This is a genomic window from Polyangium sp. y55x31 (genome assembly GCF_029946505.1).
Lineage (GTDB): Bacteria > Myxococcota_A > Polyangia > Polyangiales > Polyangiaceae > Polyangium.
Window position 1 is genome coordinate 315,030 of sequence record NZ_JARZHG010000006.1, and the last position, 16,959, is coordinate 331,988.

At 68.7% G+C, this 16,959-nt stretch carries 11 protein-coding genes; 6 read left to right on the forward strand and 5 right to left on the reverse strand.

Annotation, left to right across the window (positions count from 1 at the left end):
* Nucleotides 1-15: 15 nt before the first annotated feature.
* The 3 genes from QHF84_RS14860 to QHF84_RS14870 form a co-directional block, all read right to left on the reverse strand.
* Nucleotides 16-1,602: a hypothetical protein gene (locus QHF84_RS14860; protein ID WP_281313943.1), complete on the reverse strand. Its 1,587-nt coding sequence runs from the start codon at nt 1,600-1,602 to the stop codon at nt 16-18.
* 411 nt (nt 1,603-2,013) lie between these two features.
* Nucleotides 2,014-2,976, reverse strand: coding sequence for a hypothetical protein (locus tag QHF84_RS14865; RefSeq protein ID WP_281313944.1), 963 nt, complete (start codon nt 2,974-2,976; stop codon nt 2,014-2,016).
* A 280-nt stretch (nt 2,977-3,256) separates the two neighbouring features.
* Nucleotides 3,257-3,955 carry a hypothetical protein gene (locus tag QHF84_RS14870; RefSeq protein ID WP_281313945.1) on the reverse strand — a complete coding sequence of 233 codons (699 nt, stop codon included), beginning with the start codon at nt 3,953-3,955 and terminating at the stop codon, nt 3,257-3,259.
* A 348-nt stretch (nt 3,956-4,303) separates the two neighbouring features.
* Here QHF84_RS14870 and QHF84_RS14875 point away from each other — a divergent pair, with 348 nt between their 5' ends.
* On the forward strand, nt 4,304-6,091 hold the full coding sequence (locus QHF84_RS14875) for a hypothetical protein (protein WP_281313946.1): 1,788 nt from the start codon (nt 4,304-4,306) through the stop codon (nt 6,089-6,091).
* A 6-nt stretch (nt 6,092-6,097) separates the two neighbouring features.
* Here QHF84_RS14875 and QHF84_RS14880 read toward each other — a convergent pair whose 3' ends face one another.
* Nucleotides 6,098-6,823: a hypothetical protein gene (locus QHF84_RS14880; RefSeq protein WP_281313947.1), complete on the reverse strand. Its 726-nt coding sequence runs from the start codon at nt 6,821-6,823 to the stop codon at nt 6,098-6,100.
* Nucleotides 6,824-6,913: 90 nt separating this feature from the next.
* On the opposite strand from QHF84_RS14880, the gene QHF84_RS14885 reads away from it, so the two are divergent.
* The 5 genes from QHF84_RS14885 to QHF84_RS14905 all read left to right on the forward strand — a co-directional run bounded on the left by QHF84_RS14885 (nt 6,914) and on the right by QHF84_RS14905 (nt 15,964).
* The gene (locus tag QHF84_RS14885; protein WP_281313948.1) at nt 6,914-8,365 is read left to right on the forward strand and encodes a serine/threonine-protein kinase; all 1,452 of its coding nucleotides are present in this window, start codon (nt 6,914-6,916) and stop codon (nt 8,363-8,365) included.
* A 153-nt stretch (nt 8,366-8,518) separates the two neighbouring features.
* Nucleotides 8,519-11,383, forward strand: a complete 2,865-nt coding sequence (locus tag QHF84_RS14890; RefSeq protein ID WP_281313949.1) for an MMPL family transporter — start codon at nt 8,519-8,521, stop codon at nt 11,381-11,383.
* A gap of 17 nt (nt 11,384-11,400) precedes the next feature.
* Nucleotides 11,401-12,159 (forward strand): outer membrane lipoprotein-sorting protein, encoded by a 759-nt coding sequence (locus QHF84_RS14895; protein WP_281313950.1) that lies wholly within the window; start codon nt 11,401-11,403, stop codon nt 12,157-12,159.
* A 99-nt stretch (nt 12,160-12,258) separates the two neighbouring features.
* Nucleotides 12,259-14,016, forward strand: a complete 1,758-nt coding sequence (locus tag QHF84_RS14900) for a hypothetical protein (RefSeq protein WP_281313951.1) — start codon at nt 12,259-12,261, stop codon at nt 14,014-14,016.
* A 40-nt stretch (nt 14,017-14,056) separates the two neighbouring features.
* Complete coding sequence (locus tag QHF84_RS14905; protein WP_281313952.1) at nt 14,057-15,964, forward strand: hypothetical protein; 1,908 nt, start codon at nt 14,057-14,059, stop codon at nt 15,962-15,964.
* Here QHF84_RS14905 and QHF84_RS14910 read toward each other — a convergent pair.
* On the reverse strand, nt 15,961-16,920 hold the full coding sequence (locus QHF84_RS14910) for an oxygenase MpaB family protein (RefSeq protein WP_281313953.1): 960 nt from the start codon (nt 16,918-16,920) through the stop codon (nt 15,961-15,963). The genes QHF84_RS14905 and QHF84_RS14910 overlap by 4 nt on opposite strands.
* Nucleotides 16,921-16,959: the final 39 nt, after the last annotated feature.

Sequence of the window (16,959 nt, forward strand, 5' to 3'; positions counted from 1 at the left end):
AGGGGCGGCGGCAGGCTAGAGGTCCGGATAGGGATAGGCTGTCCAGAGGCCCGCGCGTTCGGGCGTGCGCACGGCGTAGACGATTCCGTGCTCGGGCCATACGACGGGGCTGGATTCGCTGACGCCCGTATCGATGTCGATCTGCTCTCCGGTCTCTGGGATCCAGGTCGTGAGGGTACCTGCGCCGAGCGTGTGGTCCCAATCGTGAACGTAGTCGAGGACGTGCAACTCGACCTCTTGGAGGACGCGCATCTTCTGGAAATGCCTCCGCTTCTCGCGGCGGATGCCCGGGACCCGGAGCGCTTCGGCCAGCGTCACCGAGTCGAGCACGACGAGCGTCCCGAGCTCCTCCTGCGGGTCCGTGATCATGGGGAAATGGCCATCGGTCACTCCTTCCCATGGCTCCCAGAAGCCCTCGAGGAGCGGAGAAAAACCGCCCTCCGGCGACCATTTTCCTAGCGTGCTGGTCGCGCCGTCGTAGTCGAGATTGATCACAATGTCCTTGGTCGGCCCAACGACCCAGCCGGGCTTCGGATTCGTCCCGACGAACACGGGCTCGCCGGCCTCCGGGACGGCCCAGAACTCGCGCTCCTTCCCAGGCTCCTCGCGCTCGAAAAAAACCCACGGCGACTTCGAATTGTCGTGGAAGGCAAACACGTACGTGACCGCGGTGGAGAAGACGCGTCTCTCCCCCGTCGCCCGATCCAGAACCCCGAGCACGCCGGCCGCGCAATCGTCCCGATAGGTGAGCCTCTGCGGGCTGTTCTCGAAGGCGTAGACAGGTTTGCACGGCGCGGCCGTCGTGGGGACGGCAATGGGCCCGGGGTCCCCAGGCTTCATCACCCAAAGACCCTTCGTATCCACATAAGCCGCCTCCTCTCCCCAAAGCGAGACAGCGACCTCCGTGACGCCCTCGCCGGCGGTTTGCAAAATTTTCCCATCGAGATCACGCACGACCAGGCTCCCGCCCTCGACCAACCAGAACTTGTCCCCCTTGAATTTCCAGAAGCTCGCATTCGCGGCGATCGTCTGCACCGATCCGGCCCAGGGATCGATCTTCACGACCTCGCCGGACGTCGTCCGCGCGCCATAAGCCTCCAGGTTCCACGAGTCGATCGCCTCCACCGGCGCTTCGACCGAGGGCACACGCATGAGCTCGACGCAGGACGTGTCGAAGATGCGCAGGTCCCCGCTTTCGGCCCCGACTCCCTCGAGCGTCAGGATCCGTGCCGGGCGAGGGTTGCCGTCGCCGGCGGGCGCGCGGGTATACCCGGGCGTGTGGTAAAAGAATGCCCTGCCCAGCGAGCAGGTGCGCTGTTCGTCGTCCGCGAGCGAGACCACGACCACCTCGTCATCCTCCGGCGCGAGCTCGTGTTGCGCCACGACGAACGCGCCGTCGGGCTCCGATCCGACGACGAGCCCCTGAAAGTGGCCGCCCGCGTGCCTCACGGGTCGACGCTCGATCTCGACCTCGGGCCCGCAACCGCTGCCCACGAGGAGCAGCGACCCGGCCAAAGCGCAGAAGACGCCGAGCGCGCCCCGCCTCCGCTTTGCACCCGCCGCAGCCCACCAGAACCTTCGCGTCCTTCCGCCGTTCTCCAAGAGGCACCTCCAGCAAATCGTGAGTTGCCACCGTGAGTTGCCGCGGTAGGGCTGCTCATTCGAGAGCGCAGTATGTTTGTCTTCAACAGCGGGAGTGGGAGTGGGAGCGGCAAGCGAAATCCGATTGTGTGCCGCTCCCGCTGCTTCCGCCTGCTCCCGCCGCCCCGGTCACCGTCATGGGACGCTCGGTTCCCGGGCGCATCGTGAGCCCCCCTGGTTCCTTTTCCTTGCCGCCCAGTCGCTCAACGTGAGATTCGATCATCTCCGTAACAAAGTCCCGCCGGTCAAAGAGGTGGTGCAGATCAACAAGGTCCCGCCGTACACGCCGTGACGCGGCCGGCGGACGCTGGCGGCGAGCCCGTTGACGCCCGGGATCTCGATGGCGCCGCGCGTGGGTCCTTCCGCGGGGGCTTACCGGCCGAGCTTGTCGTGGGCTTCCGATTCGCAGCGATCGAGGCAGGCGTGATTGATCTCGACGCAACGATTCTCGCACGCGTTGTCGTGGCGACAGCGGTTCTGGCAGTACAGCCCTTCACGCTTGCAGTTCGCCGCGCACTGCTCCATGTCGCGCACGACGTGCTGCTCTTGCTTCTGGCGCTCGATGCGCGCGTTGTTCGCTTCGACCTGGGCACCGAGGCGGCGCGCATTCTCGTCCTGATACCAGGTGACCAGCTCGGGGCTCATCCACGCCATCTCGCCCTCGGGCGACAGCGCGTTCATGTTCTTCCGGCACATCGCGATCATCGCGAGCTTGTCGTCGTCGTTGTGCAACACCGGGACCGTCTTCGCGCACACCGGGCCGACGAGGTCCGGCCGGTTCTGCTGACCGTACGCTTCGACCAGCGCCTTGCCCGCGATCTCGTTGGGTCCCATCTCGAACGACCGGTTGTACTCGGCGTAGGCGTCCTGCCGCTTGCCGGCGTCGAGGAGCATCGTCGCGCGCCACGCGACGAGCGTCGGCGCGTCGACCCCGGCCGTCGGAATCGCGCGATCGATCACGGTGATCGCGTCACTGGCGTGGGCCACGCCGAGCTTGGCTCGCTTGCGGTAGTCACCGGCCTTGTACGCCTCGTGGACCGCGGAGGCGTATTCCTGTGCCTGGCGCGCGCCGGGGATGCGGGCCTCCGCCTTCGCCGTCTGCACGCGTTGCAAGCGAGCTTTTGTCGCGGAGTGGCCACAGGACACGAGAAACAAGAGAGGCAGAGCACGCAGAAGGGCACGCATGGTGGATGGGTTCCCAGTTATCTCGACTGCGGTCCGGGAGGCAAGCCCTCCGGTGTTCGCAATCGCGGGAAGGAGCATCTGTCCGGCTGGCGAGGGCTCGCCTGGCGCTCCGGGAGCCAGGAGGGAGCGGAAGCGGAGGCGCGCGCGCACGCGTAAACGCAAACGCAAACGCAAACGCAAGCGTGTGCGTCAGAGGGGCGCGCAATTGGTTCGTCCTGGGAAAACCCGCGATCCCAAGGGAACGGGGCGAGGTTCTTCAAAATGGGGGCCGTGATCCTGGCGGAACGGGCGGGGCGGCCTGAAGGAAGGCCGGCCCGCCCTGTTGGTTCAGGATGCGCGGCGGTAGACGAGGCGGCTCAGGGTGGTGATGACGTGGTCCATTCGATCGAGCGTCTGCGCATCGACCGCGCCGCGCGCGCCTCCGCCCCCGTCAATACGTCGAGGGCACCGCCGGAAGCTGACTGAGCCGCGACGGACTCTCATCCGCGAGGTCGTCGAATACCTCCCGGATCAACGCCACCTTGTCGACCCCCGCTAGCACCCCGAGCACGACGTGTTTGGCCGACGCGTACGCCCGCTGCCACGCGTTCCACGACGAGGCGACATCCGCCGTCATCGATCGCCGCTCCGCCCTGCCCGCGTGCACCTCGCCGTCGAACGCCTCGAGCGCGGCCCGCGCCTGCTCCACGCGGGCCAGCCATGACGTGTGCTCGGGCAGCGTCTCCTTCATCTTCTCGATCGCCTCGCGCGCGTGCTCGAGCCGCGCGAGGAGCTTCATCGGCGTGCGGCGCACGGCCGTGCTGAGCGATTCTCCTTGCAGCAGACGCGAGGTGATCATGTAGCCCTCGCGGAGGGGCTCGGCAGAGTGGACCAGACTGCGCAGCGTCTCGCGCGCGGCTTGCACCGGATCGGGCGAGCCTTCGGGGGCGCGGTGCAGGAAGAGCTCGGGGACACCCGCGCGGAGGAGGGCTGCTTCGAGTGCCTCGCTCGTCGTGGCCACGCGGCTGGCCATGAGCCGGAGGGTCCCGTCGAGCTCCAGATCGAGCCCGAGCAGGAGCGTGTTGATCTGCGCCGCGGTGAAGCGGCCATAGGCGACGGCCTCGTACGGATCCATGCGGGGGTCGTTCATGCTCGACCTCTCGGTGCGGGGATTTCGTGGGGGAGTTGCCCCCCAGCATTAGTGCCAAAAAAGGGCGGGCGTCAAGACGGACCCCCGAGAACGGCTCGACGGCGCGCTCTCTCCGCGACCCGACGTGACGGTGGCCAGCGAGCCGCCCCGCTGGGCTCATAACAATGATGGCGAACGCGCATCGGCAATGAAGGCGCCACTGCCATTGAAATCATCGGCCCCCCGCGCAGGCGGCGGCCTCTTTGGCCCGGCCCCACCACGCGCGGCGCACGAGAACTCGCATCCCGTCCTGTTTCGCGGCTATTCTCCGCCCCTGGAAGGCCCCCTGCCGCGGGCGGGCCGAGAGCCGTGAGCGAAGACAAACCCGAGGGCGAAGCCACCCAAGCCAAAGCCGAAGCAAAACCCGAAGGCGGGACGAACCGGCGGCGGAGGATCGTGTTCGCTGCGCTCGGCGTGCTCGGACTCGCGGCGGCCGCGGCTGGGATCAGGTACGGCGTGCCGCGCGTCACGGCGTCCCGGGACGCGAAACGCTCGGGCGCCGCGCTCTTCCGTTGCCTCTTCGGCGAGCCGCCCGCAGCGAAGGAGACGCCGGACGAGCGGCTGCGGAGGATCCTGCTCACGGCCGTTTCGCTCCCCGAGCCGGAGCGACTCTCGACGACGGGCCCGGGATGGCCGGGGCGATGCGCGGCGCACGCCGAGGCGCTCGCGGATGCCGAGCGGCGCAGGGGACGCGCCGCGCTCGCGCCGCCGCCCGATCTCGCGGCGCGGGTGATCGAAAAGGCGCGGGACATGTATACGCGCTCGGATCTCCCGCTGCCGTCGCTCTGGAGCCTCGGCGATCCGGACGGCGGGCCGGTGGAGGTGCCGCTGCCGCCCGCGCCTGCATCCCCCGCGGATCTCGACGCGCCGAACCTCGCCGAGCGGATCGCGTTCGGCGATCACTCGGCGGACGCCGTTCCCGGACGAACCTTGCGCCTCGTGTTCCGCGGCGATCGAGGCGGGCCGCCCACGGCGTGCGTGTTCCCGGAGGGCCTCGGCGCGGCCACGTGCACACCACTCGCGCCGCGCGCCCGCTTGCCGAGGCCACACCTCTGGCCCGCGGCCGACGACGAGGGACCGGCGCTGATCGCGGATCGGAGCTCGGCACGTTCGACGTTTTACCGGGCGGATACGGGGCAAGCGTTCGGCGAGCCGTACCACGTGGTCGGCGGTTTTTCGGCGGCGAAGGAGGTCGTGGGCGTCGTCGAGATGGAGCTCGGCGAGCGAGGCGAGGAGCATGCGCTCTGGCTCGATCGAAACGAAGGCACGCGGCGGCTCGATCGCGTGCGGATCGATCCGCCGCCACGCGTGCGTTTCTCGAGCGTGTTCGTCCTCGGCGACGCGCTCGCGTGGATCGAGCCGCGCGCAGGCAAACCGCACCTGCTCCTGCGCAGGCTCGGCGCCGTCAAGGGTCCGCCGGGCCCGATCGAGGACGCCGGCGCGCTCCCGTACGACGCCGTCCACCTCGCCGCATGCCGCGCGCCGAACGGCCTCGTGCTCCTCGCACGGAACGGCGGAACGGTGTGGATGACGCGGCGGGATGCCCGCGGCGGATCGCCGCTCGTGCGCGCCGACGAGCTGCCGCGTCCCACGGGCGCGGTCGTGGTCTCCGAGATCGTCACGTGCGACGAACACGCGGCGCAGACGACGCTCGTCCTGCGGAGCGGGGTCGGCGATACCACGCGTCACGAGGTGCGGCGCGCGTGGTGCGCGAACGACAAGTGCAAGCCGGTCGTCCTTGCGCTCGACGAGTTTTTCCGCGGCCGGGATCCGATGTCGCGCCCAGCGCCGCCCACGAACGACGAGAGCCCCGTGCTCGCGGCGTCCTTCGGCGAGCGTCTCCTCGTCGTGTGGCGGACGCCGGACGCGGGCGTGCGCGCGCGGATCGCCACGCCCGCGTCGATCCTGAGCGCGCCCGACATCGTGGTCTACGACGAGGCGAGCCAGGACGTGAACGGAGCCGGAAAGCTGCACGCGATGCGGCTCTTTCCGCGCGGAGACGCGGCCATCTTGCTCCTCCATGCGGTGAGCGGCATCAAGGCGATCCGCATCGGCGCGGACGGGATCGTCCAGCCGATCCAGAGCAAGGGCGGCTGACTTCGATCAAGGCAGGCGCGTGACCGCCTTGGCGAGCAGCTTCTCGAGCCCCGCGTGATCACACACCGGGCCGACCGTCGTGTCGCCGAGCGTGATTTTCGGGCTCCAGACCTGCACGTCGAAGCGACCCTTCACGACCTCGACGTTGAAGATCGGGTGCCCGCCCGCGCCCTTCTTCACGTAGCGGCGCGCGACGTCGCCGAGTCCCGAAATCGCCTCGATTCCGCTCACCTCGCCCTCGATGTCCTTGAAGCGGTCCTTGGCCTCGGCGTCGCTCCCGTGGCGGACGACGAGCAAGCTCAGCGTGCCCGCATCTTTGCTGTTCCAACGACGGCTGCAGGTGCGCTCGGCGCCGATATCCTCGGTCGGTTGTTTCGGATCGGCCTCGACCACGACGCCGCACGCGGCCTTGATGTCCTCGGGCGTGAGGACGACGTCGCAGTCGAACGGCGGATCGGGCGGCAAGGCCGGGGGCTCGACGACGGCCGCGGAGGCGCTCGTCGAGGGCGCGGCCGCGGCGCTCGCGGGAGGCGGGGCGGCGAGCGTGGGCTTCGGGGCTGCCGTGGCCCTCGGGCTCGCGGAGGACACGGTCGTCGGGGCGGGCTTTTCGTTCGCGGGCACCTGGGACGCACGGCCCTCCGGCGTGGGAGACGGCTCGTCGCGGCAGCCGGCGGCGAGGACGAACGACACGAGGAGGGCCCACGGGCCCACGCGAGAGATGAGTGACGGCATGGCCGCCTACTCTAGACGAGTGGATCCCGAAGTGGCGAAGACGGATTCCTCGCGGCGGACGTCGCCGCGGTGGTACGATGGCCCCCTCGCATGAAGGCCGGTGACCTGGTCGGCGGCAAATACCGCCTCGCTCGTAGGCTCGGCCAGGGCGCGATGGGCGTCGTCTGGGAGGCCGTGCACGAGATGACCTCCCGCCACGTCGCGGTGAAGCTCATCGTGAACGCGACGGACAACCTCCGCCGCCGCCTCCTGCGCGAGGCCCGCGCGGCCGGGCAGATCGCGCACCGGAACGTGGTCGAGGTCTACGACGTCGGGGAGACCGCGGAGGAAGATCCCTTCCTCGTCATGCAGCTCCTCTCGGGCGACACGCTCTACGGCTACGTGAAGCGCGACGGTCGCATGGATCTCGCGCGCGCCTTGCCCATCGCGCGGGACGTCGGCCGCGCGCTCGCCGCCGCGCACGCGCAGGGGATCATCCATCGTGATCTCAAGCCCGCGAACGTCTTCCTGCACCGCGAGCCGGGCGCCACGGAGGAGCTCGTGAAGGTGCTCGATTTCGGCCTCTGCAAGCCGATGGGCGCCGAGGAGATGCTCACCGCGCCCGGAGGCCTGCTCGGCTCCCCCGCATACATGAGCCCCGAGCAGATCGCGGGCGCGCCCGACCTCGATCCACGCTCGGACATCTGGTCGTACGGCGTGCTCATGTTCGAGCTCTTCGCAGGACAGCGGCCGTTCGCCGGCCGCGGCCCGGATCTGATCCACGCCGTGCTCACGGCCCCGATCCCGCGGCTCCGCGACGTCATGCCCGGGATCGATCCGACCCTCGACGAGATCATCGCCGGTTGCATCGTCCGCGACAAACGGGCGCGGATCGCCTCGGCCGCGGAGATCGTGGCGCGGCTCGAGACGCTCACCGAGAGGCTACGAAACGCGGGTCCTCACACGTCCTCGGAGGACGGCGACGAGGGCGGGCTCGCGGTGACGATGGTGTATCGGCCGGGGATGTCGGGGCCGCCGTCGGCGTCGCCGCCGCCGAGCCACAAGGTGGCGAAGACGATCCCGCTCGCGGCGTTCACGGGAAATCCGCTGCCGGGCGCGCCGGCGCCGATGAAGGAGGCGCCGGGGCCGCCGCCGTCGTATCCGCGGGGCGCGCCGCCTTCGCAGCCCGAGCCGCCGAGGAGCGCCCCGCAGGGCAGTTGGCCCGGCGTATCGCCGCAGCCCGCGCCGCTCGGCATGCCGGTCCCGCAGGGGACGGCGCCCTTGCAGCGTTTGCCCGAGGCACAAATGGCGACGTGGGGCGCGCCGAATCCGCAGGCGCCGCCGCCGCAGAGCTGGCAGGCCATGACAGGACAGAATCAGGCCGTCATGCCTCATCCGCCCATGCAGCCGGCGGCGCCCGAGCGGCGATGGATCGGCTTCGTGATCCTCGCGATCGGCGTCCTCACGCTCGTGGGTGTGCTCGCGTGGATCGGTTTGTCCGGGGGGCGCCCGCCGGCGCCGCCCGCGCCCGTGGCCCCGCCGGCCGTACCGGCATCTCGCTGACACTTGCATTGCGATAGCAGCGCGATAACGCTGCATTGCATCAACCGCGTGTCAGGCCCGCGGTAGGCACGTCCTGGGCGCTTCCCGCGCTTGACATCCCCCTTTGGCTTGGGTTTGCTCCGCGGCCGCCCCGAAGCCAGGAAGTCCCTCTCAATGCAAGCCTTCGCACATTTACTCGTTCGTCGAGCGACGGCGTGGACCATCGTCCTCGCGGTCGTATTGCTCTCGCTCGCGAGCCTCTTTTTTGCGTCGCGGGTCGATCGCGACGACGACGTGCTTTCGTTCCTGCCTCGGGAAAACCCGGAGGTCGGCGTCTTCTACGACGTCAGCAAGCGCTTTGGCAGCCTCGACATCGCGCTCGTCGGAATCAGCACGGACGACGCGCTCGCGCCCGAGTTTCTGACGCGCCTGCAGGGCCTGACGAAGCGGCTGAACGAGACGGACGGCATCGGCTACGCGATGACGCTCACGAACATGGACGATTTCGTGGCGGATCCGCAGAAGGGCGGCATCACGAACGATTACCTCATCGGCAAGATCCCCGAGACGCCCGAGGAGCGCGCGGCGCTGCGCGAGAAGGTGTTTTCGCGGGATCACGTGGTGGGCAACCTGATCTCGGAGGACGGAAAGTCCACGCTCCTCTATTGCTTCGCGGGTTACGGGGCGGAGCCGAAGGTCGTGGCGCAGAAGGTCCGCACCGCGGTGGAGGAGGCATTTCCGCGCGAGGCGAAATACTGGGGCGGGGCGCCGTTCATTTCGACGTACATCTACGACGTCACGCAGGAGGACATGCGCAAGCTCGCGCCGTGGGCGGTGCTCGTCATCGTGCTCATCACGGTGCTCTCGTTCCGCGACTTCGTCGGCGCCGGCCTCGCGCTGCTCTCGACGGGGCTCGGTATCGTCATGTCCCTCGGGCTCATGGGCGCGCTCGGCGTGTCCGTGAACGTCGTGCTCGGATCGCTTCCGGTCATTCTGTTCGCCCTCGGCAGCGCGTATGCCGTGCACATTCTCAGCCGCTATTACCCCGTCGCCCACGAGCAAAAAGACCCGGCGACGTCGATCGTCCGGACGCTCTGCGAGGTCGGTCCGCCCGTCGTCGCCAGCGGCCTGACGACGGTGGTGGGCCTTCTGTCCTTCCTCGTGATGGACATCGCGCCGCTGCGCACGTTCGGCATTTTCACGGCGCTCGGCATCCTGATCACGCTCATCCTCTCGCTCACGTTCGTGCCCGCGGTGATTTACCTCGTGCGGCTCAAGGGAAAGCCGGCCGAGGCGCAGGGCCCCGCGCGTTTCCACGTGTGGCTCACGACGCTGCCGCAGCGGCACCGCATGGCCCTCGGCGCGGCGCTCGCGGCCGTGACCGTCGCGAGCGGCATCTACGTCGGCAAGGTCGACAGCCGCATGGACAATGCGGCGTTCTTCTCGAAGAACAGCCCGCCCGATCAGGCCGAGACGTTTCTGCGCGACCAATTCGGCGGCTCTTCGTTCGTGCAGATCCAGGTCGAGGGCGACATGACCGACCCGATCGTGCTGCGCGAGATCCGGGTCCTCTCCGATCGCATCGCGCTCCTGCCCCACGTGAGCTCGGTGAACCACGTGGGCGCCGTGGTCGCGCAGCTCAACGAGGCGATGGAAGGCGACCGGCGCATCCCGGACACGGCCGCGAAGGTGAAGCTGCTCTACGGATTCCTCGAAGGGAAAAAGGCCGTCACGCAGCTCGTCACGGACGATCGGCAAAGGGCGCTCTTGCAGATCAAGCTCGACACGAACCTCGCCGCCGAGACCGAGCCGCTGATCGAGCAGATCCGCGCGGTCACGAGCACGGCGATCGCCGCGCAGTTCGTGGTGGCCGAGGCCAAAGGGTCCCGGAAAGACGAGGTCGCGGCGCGGACGCGGGCATTCGTGACGAGCCGCATCGCGGCCATCGGCCGGCAATACGAGGTTTCCGTGCCCGAGGCGTCGAGGATCGGCGAGTTGCTCGGAGCCGGGAAGGCGCCCGACGCGTCCGAAGCCACGAAGGCGGCGCTCACGCGGTTCCTCGGCTCGGAGGAGTGCAGCGTGGAGCTCGAAGGCCCCGAGGTGATCGAGAAGGTCGCGCGCGCGCTCACGGCGCTCGGTCCGCGCCCGGAGGCGGCGAAGCTCACGGAGGCGATCGCAGAGGCGATGGGCAAACCCACGAGTGATTCGCTCGTGACCGATCTCGCCGATACGGTCGATCGTCCCCTCGAAGAGATCTGGCGCCGGAGCGAGGCGATGGCGCGGGCGAAGGAGCTCGTCGCCGCGACGAAGATCACGCCGCCCGAGGGGCCGAAGGGCGAGCGTTTCCATGCGGCGATCGCGACGGCGCTGATGGATCTCGACGTCCCGTCGGTCGCGCTCCCGCCGGCCGCGGGCGAGGCGCCGCAGAAGCTCGGGGTCTCGGTGACGGGCCTGCCCGTGATGCACGCGGGCCTGTCGCGGAGCGTCGAGTCGAACCAGTGGAAGAGCCTGTTTTTCGCGCTCGGCTGCGTGCTCGTCATCATGGCGGCGCTCTTCCGATCGTTCTGGAGCGGCCTGCTCGGCATCCTGCCGATCATGCTGACGATGGCCGTGATCTACGGCGGGATGGGCCTCCTCGGCGTGCGGCTCGACATCGGCACGTCGATGCTGGCGAGCTTGATCATCGGGGCCGGGGTGGACTATGCGGTGCACCTGATGGTCGCGTGGAGCGCCCCCGACAAATCCCCGCTGACGGAGGCGGCCACGACGGCCGCGCGGCAGACGGGCCCCGCGATCTGGGTGAACGCGCTGATGGTCGCGGCGGGCTTCTTCGTGCTGACCCTCGGCGATGCGCGTCCGCTGCAGAACGTCGGGGGCCTGACGGCGGCGGCGATGGTCACGGCCGCCCTCGCGACCATGCTGGTGATCCCTCTTTTCGCACGCAAGACGCGCTACTACGGCGATGGATCTAGAATACCTTCCGCCGTTCCCTCGTCCGAGGCGTCGGACGCAGTTCTCGACACGAGCACGAGCCCCTGAACGTAACGAGGTTCGAGATGAGCAGAATCTTCCGTAGCTGGCTTCCTGCCTCCGCCCCGCTTCTCGCCGCCGCCCTGCTCTGGGCCGGCCACGCGAGCGCTGATCCCCCGGGCGACAAGGCTTTGAAGGGGATGGACGAGGCGATGAACCGCGCCAAGACCCAGTACTACGAGTACGAGGTCGTCAACCAGGAGCCGGGCAAGCCCGAGAAGAAGATGGCGCTCAAGGTCTGGATGAAGGGCGAGAAGCGCCTCACGGAGTTCACGGCGCCGGCCGACATGAAGGGGACCAAGGTCCTCATCCTCTCGCCCACACAGATGTACGTGTACCTGCCGGCGTTCGGGAAGATCCGCCGCATCGCGAGCCACGTGACCGACCAGGGCTTCATGGGCCTGGCCTTCAGCCAGGACGACCTCGCGAATCAGAGTTACGCGCCGCTCTACGACGCGCAGGTCGCCTCCGACGCAGCCGCCGAGATGAAGCTCGTGGCCACGGCGAAGTCGGGACAAACGGTCCCCCACGGCAAGATCGAGTTCAAGGTCGCGAAGGACAAGAACCTGCCGACGGAGCTCAAGTACTTCAACGCGGCCGGCAACCACGTGAAGACCGAGACGCGCGTCGACTACGAGTGCCAGGGTAATATTTGCAGCCCGAAGGAGCTCAAGATGGTCGACCATACGAAGGGCGGCCACTGGACGAAGATGATCCGCAAGGCGTGGAAGGTGAACGAGGAGATGAGCGACGACCTCTTCTCGAAGCGCAGCCTCGAAAAGTAGATTTCACCCCGCCCCAGATAGAGTAGATACGCGCGCCGCCTCCTCCCACCACGGGACGGGCGGCGCGACGCATTTCCAGGACCCGAGGTCGAAAGAAGCATGTACCGCCACGTTCGTCGGGGCAGCGCGATCGGCTGCGCCCTCGCCCTCCTGCTCGGCACAGCGACGAGCGCCCACGCCGACGAGCTCGAGCTCGATTGGAGCGGCCGCATCCAGAGCGATCTGCGCTTCCGCATGCAGCCCGTGGGCGTGGGCGACTGGTATTCGCGGCAGGAGCTGCCGGCGGGCGTCGAGCGCAACTGGAATACGCTCGGCCTGAAGCTCGAGGCGAATTACGGCCGGTTCCACGGCGTCGCGGCGGTCGATTTCGTGTGGAGCGGGTATCCCGAGCGAATGACGGCCATCGGCGACCTCTCGCGCATCGAGAAGGCCGACCCGTACCGCCTCGAAGCGCGCGCGGTCTACATGGAGGCCGAGGGCATTTTCGTGAAGGGGCTCGACCTGCGCATCGGCCAGCAGGTCGTCTCCTGGGGCGTCGGTGATCAGTTCAACCCGACGAACAATTTGAACTCCGACGATCTGCGTGATCCGCTGCTCTTCGGCCGGCAAATCGCCAATTTCATGGTGAAGGCCGATTACTGGATCAACGAGGACTGGTCGATCTCCGGCGTGCTCGTGCCGATCTTCAAGCCCGCGATGCTGCCGCTCTCCGGCTCGCTCGCGGTGGCGCAGCTCGACCGATTGCCGTTCGTCTCGGATTCGCTGCGTCAGCGCGTGGTCGCCGAGCAGGCCGCGGCGCAGACGCTGTTCGGGCATCCGACGATCATCGGCAACGTGACGCCCGTGATGCCCGAGCCGACGTTCGACAACATGCAGGTCGCCTACCGGATCGCGGGCACGATCAAGGAGCACGACATCGCGCTCTCGTATTACAACGGCCGCACGGATTTCCCGCAGCCGCGCAGCAACCACACGCGGCAGGCCCTCGGAAGGCGCTGTAACCCGAGCGATCCGAACGATTGCATCGAAGGGATGCTGCTCACCGACGTGACGCTCGAGTACCCGCGGATGCACGTCTACGGGCTGAACGCCACGGGCGAGGTGAACCCGTTCTCGTGGATTTCGGAGGAGATCAACGGGATCGGGTATCGCTTCGAAGGCGCGCTCGTGGTGCCGCAGAGCCAGTCGATCCGGCTGACGAACGACGAGCTCGCGCTCGGGATCCCGCAGGCCACCGGCGAATACGATTACGACGGCGACGGGCAGCCCGGCGCGGCCGGCGGGCGGCAGCCGCTCGTGGTGGACGATACGCCGTTCTTGAAATGGGTGCTCGGCCTCGATTATACGTTCGGCGAGCACGTGTACGTGAACGCCATGTGGGTGCACGGGCTCGTGGACGAATACGGCGCGGGCGATTGGATCAAGGAAGGGTACGTGGTCCGGCAGAGCGGCGTGATCGACGGGTCGAACGTGCTCGCCTGCGCGCTCTCGAAGAACGGCGAGACGTGCTCGCGGGAGATCCTGCGGCCGCGGCTCGGCGATTACGTGGTGCTCGGGGCCGATTTCAAGTTTGCGAACCAGGCGGGCATGTTCCGGCTGTTCACGATCCTCGACGCGACGCCGCTCGTGGAGGAGACGTGGGACGACGAGCAGGGGAAACGTGTGCGTCGGACGATCTCGCCGCTCAGCGCGGAAGGGTTCTCGATGGTCGTCTTCCCGGAGCTCGATTACAACTTCGGCAATGGCCTGGAGCTCGCGGCGGGCGCCCTGCTCCAGCTCGGCAAGCCCTACACGAAGTTCGGCTCCCCGGAGACGGGCGGGTCGACCGTGTTCACCCGCGCCAAGTACAGCTTCTAGAATATTGCGTCCCGGCTATCCGCCGCGGTAAGTGTGGGCCATGTTGCGGCTTTGGGCCTTCGTCGTTCTCGCGGCGCTCGCCGGTTGTGGGGAGCCCAGTGGGCGCGCTTCGCCGCTCACGGCAGCCCGCGGGCTCGCCGTGACGGCGCTGCCGAAAGCCTCCGCCGCGGCGTTCGTCCCGACGAACGATCCGCCGCCGGTCATCGAGTCGTGCACGGACTCGCCCGCGTTCGCGCTCTTCGTCTCGCCGCGCAACCCGCGCCCCGGAAAGCCGCTCAAGGTCATCGCGGTCGCCGACGAAGCGAGCGCGGGGGCGCTGGTCGTGCAGGACGGAAGCGGAAAAACGGTGGTTCGCGCGGACGAGCGGCGCGGCGCAGGGCCGTACTTCTGGACCGCGACCGTGCCCGCGCCCGAGGCAGGGACGCTGCGCGTGGTGCTCGCGGAGGCGCAGGCGGCGCGCGCGTGCAAGGACGTGACGATCGACGACGCGGACGAGCCGCTGCGGGCCGCGCGCGGGATGTGGCCCGTCTCCGGGGCGTGGGGGACGGCGACGGAAAACCTGTATGCGGCGTGGATCGAGGCGCTCTTCGACGCGCCGCTCGGCGAGCCGCTCACGTTCCCGGCGCTGCACGAGGCGCTCCGCGATCCGAAGCGGAACTTGCTGCACGATCACCTCGGCCGCGGCGAGGACGACGCAGGGCCGGACGCGCCGGTGCTCGATCCGGACTGCGCGGATCTGCCCTACGCGCTCAGGGCTTATTTTGCGTTCAAAATGGAGCTCCCGTTCGCGTACTCGTCGTGCACGCGCGGCGGAGGCGGGCGGGCGCCGTTCTGCAAGCGGCCACGATCGAACCTCGAATGGCCGCGGCACGCGCGCACCGATCCGATGGCGGGCTTCGCGGAGTTCGTGCGCACGACGCTCGCGGACACGGTGCACTCGGGGACGGGACGGACCGCGGGCGACGACGACGAGACGGATTTTTATCCGGTTCGTCTCGATGAACGAGCGCTGCGGCCGGGGACGATCTACGCGGATCCGTACGGGCACGTGCTCGTCGTGGTGAAGCGGGTGCCGCAGACGAGCGAGCGCGCGGGGATGCTGCTCGCAGTGGACGGGCAGCCAGACGGGACGGTGGCGCGGCGAAGGTACTGGCGCGGGAACTTTCTCTTCGCGCTCGATCCTTCACTCGGGAGCCCCGGCTTCAAGCGGTTCCGGCCGCTCGTGATCGAGCGCGGGGTGCTGCGGCCGCTGTCGAACCAGGAGATCGCCGCGCACCCCGAGCACGGGGATCACGCGATGGAGCAGTACGAGCACGGCGTGGAGGGGTTTTACGATCGCGTGGACGACGTGCTCTCGCCGCTGCCGCTCGATCCGAAGCGCGCGCTGGTCGAGACGATCGACGCGCTGGAAGAGCAGGTGAAGGGGCGCGTCGTGTCCGTGGAGAACGGGCGGAAATACCGGCAAGGCGGCGGCAAGTCGGTGGAGATGCCCGACGGCGCGAGCATCTTCGAGACGGTGGGGCCGTGGGAGGATTTCTCCACGCCGTCGCGGGATCTGAGGCTGCTCGTGGCGATCGACGTGGCCCGCGCGCTGCCCGCGCGCGTCGAGCGGAGGCCGGAGCGGTACGCGATGCCGCCGGGAAAAACGGCGGCCGAGGTGCGCGCCGAGCTCGACACGACGCTCGCGCAGGAGCTCGAAACACGGCGTTTTTCGTACGTGCGTAGTGATGGGTCGTCGTTCTCGCTCTCGCTCGCGGACGTGGTCGCGCGGTCCGAGCTCCTGGAGGTCGGATACAACCCGAACGACTGTCCCGAGGTGCGCTGGGGCGCGAAGGAAGGCACGGACGAGGCGTCGACGTGCAAGATGCGGGCGCCGTGGAAGCAGCTCTCGCGCATGCGCAAGGTGCGGAGCTGGTTCAAGGAGCGACGGCGGCCGGCGCGCGGCTAAAGGACGGCAGCGCGGCTCATGCGTAGAAGAAGTTTGAGCAGGAAAGGTCGGCCGGTGTCGGGCTCGCGGACGTAGGCGTCGCCGGACGCGAGGCGACGCTCGGCGGCGGCGAATGCCGGGACGTGGCGGAGGCGGGCGGGGATACGAGGGTAGGCGCGGCGGATCGCGAGGATCGAGGCGTCGACGCGTGCTTGCTCACGAGACCCGAACGGCAGGCCGAATCCTTCACGCAGCGCTTCGGGCAAGAGCGACGCGGTCATCGTCGTGTACCAGCGCCACGCGAGGCCGAGCGCGGGGTGCGGCGGCGCGAGGAGGTAGTCCGCAAGCTCGCGCGCGGGCGTGGTGACGGCGATCGAGCCCGAGCGAATCGTGTCGTCGAAGGAGCGCTCGAACGCGGCGTAGGAGTCCGGCAGGTCCTCCTCTTCGAGCCCGAAGAGGAGCGCGAAGCGCCGCGATTCCGCGTAATACTCGTCCTTCTCGTGCTCTTCGAGCGGATCGATGACGAGCTCGTAGGCGCGCACCGCGTTGATGATCAAGGTCGTGAAGACCCAGCGCAGCGCGCCCTCGTCGTTCGCCCGGTAGTGCGTGCCCGCGGGCCAGGAGCCGGCCGGCGCGGTGATCACGCCGGTCACGCGCTCGTGGATCGTGTGCACGGCCCGCGCCGAGCGGAGGGCGCGTTCGAGCGGGCCGAAGATCATCGCGTAGACGTTCTCGAAGGTGCGCAGGAAGCGGCCGAAGGTGTCCTCGCGCGTGACCGAGTGCTCGGAGACGCCGTACGCGACGAAGGGATGCGCGAGCTGCTGGAGCGCGGCCGCGCCGCCTGCGAGGAAGACGACACCCTCGCGCGCGATGTGCCAGGTCCGACTCGTGGGGCCGAACAGGCCCACGCGCGGCTCGACGACCGAGCTTTTCACGAGGTCGAGGCACCGTTCGAGATCTGCCCTCGTCACCGCCATGGGTCCCACCTCACCCTTGTGATGCGGCTGGAAGCGGGC

Excerpts from the sequence above, each read along its gene's own strand:
- QHF84_RS14890 (WP_281313949.1), top strand. The coding sequence starts at position 8,519 with ATGCAAGCCTTCGCACATTTACTCGTTCGTCGAGCGACGGCGTGGACC.
- QHF84_RS14870 (WP_281313945.1), bottom strand. The coding sequence starts at position 3,955 with ATGAACGACCCCCGCATGGATCCGTACGAGGCCGTCGCCTATGGCCGC.
- QHF84_RS14885 (WP_281313948.1), top strand. The coding sequence starts at position 6,914 with ATGAAGGCCGGTGACCTGGTCGGCGGCAAATACCGCCTCGCTCGTAGG.
- QHF84_RS14880 (WP_281313947.1), bottom strand. The coding sequence starts at position 6,823 with ATGCCGTCACTCATCTCTCGCGTGGGCCCGTGGGCCCTCCTCGTGTCG.
- QHF84_RS14910 (WP_281313953.1), bottom strand. The coding sequence starts at position 16,920 with ATGGCGGTGACGAGGGCAGATCTCGAACGGTGCCTCGACCTCGTGAAA.
- QHF84_RS14895 (WP_281313950.1), top strand. The coding sequence starts at position 11,401 with ATGAGCAGAATCTTCCGTAGCTGGCTTCCTGCCTCCGCCCCGCTTCTC.
- QHF84_RS14905 (WP_281313952.1), top strand. The coding sequence starts at position 14,057 with ATGTTGCGGCTTTGGGCCTTCGTCGTTCTCGCGGCGCTCGCCGGTTGT.
- QHF84_RS14900 (WP_281313951.1), top strand. The coding sequence starts at position 12,259 with ATGTACCGCCACGTTCGTCGGGGCAGCGCGATCGGCTGCGCCCTCGCC.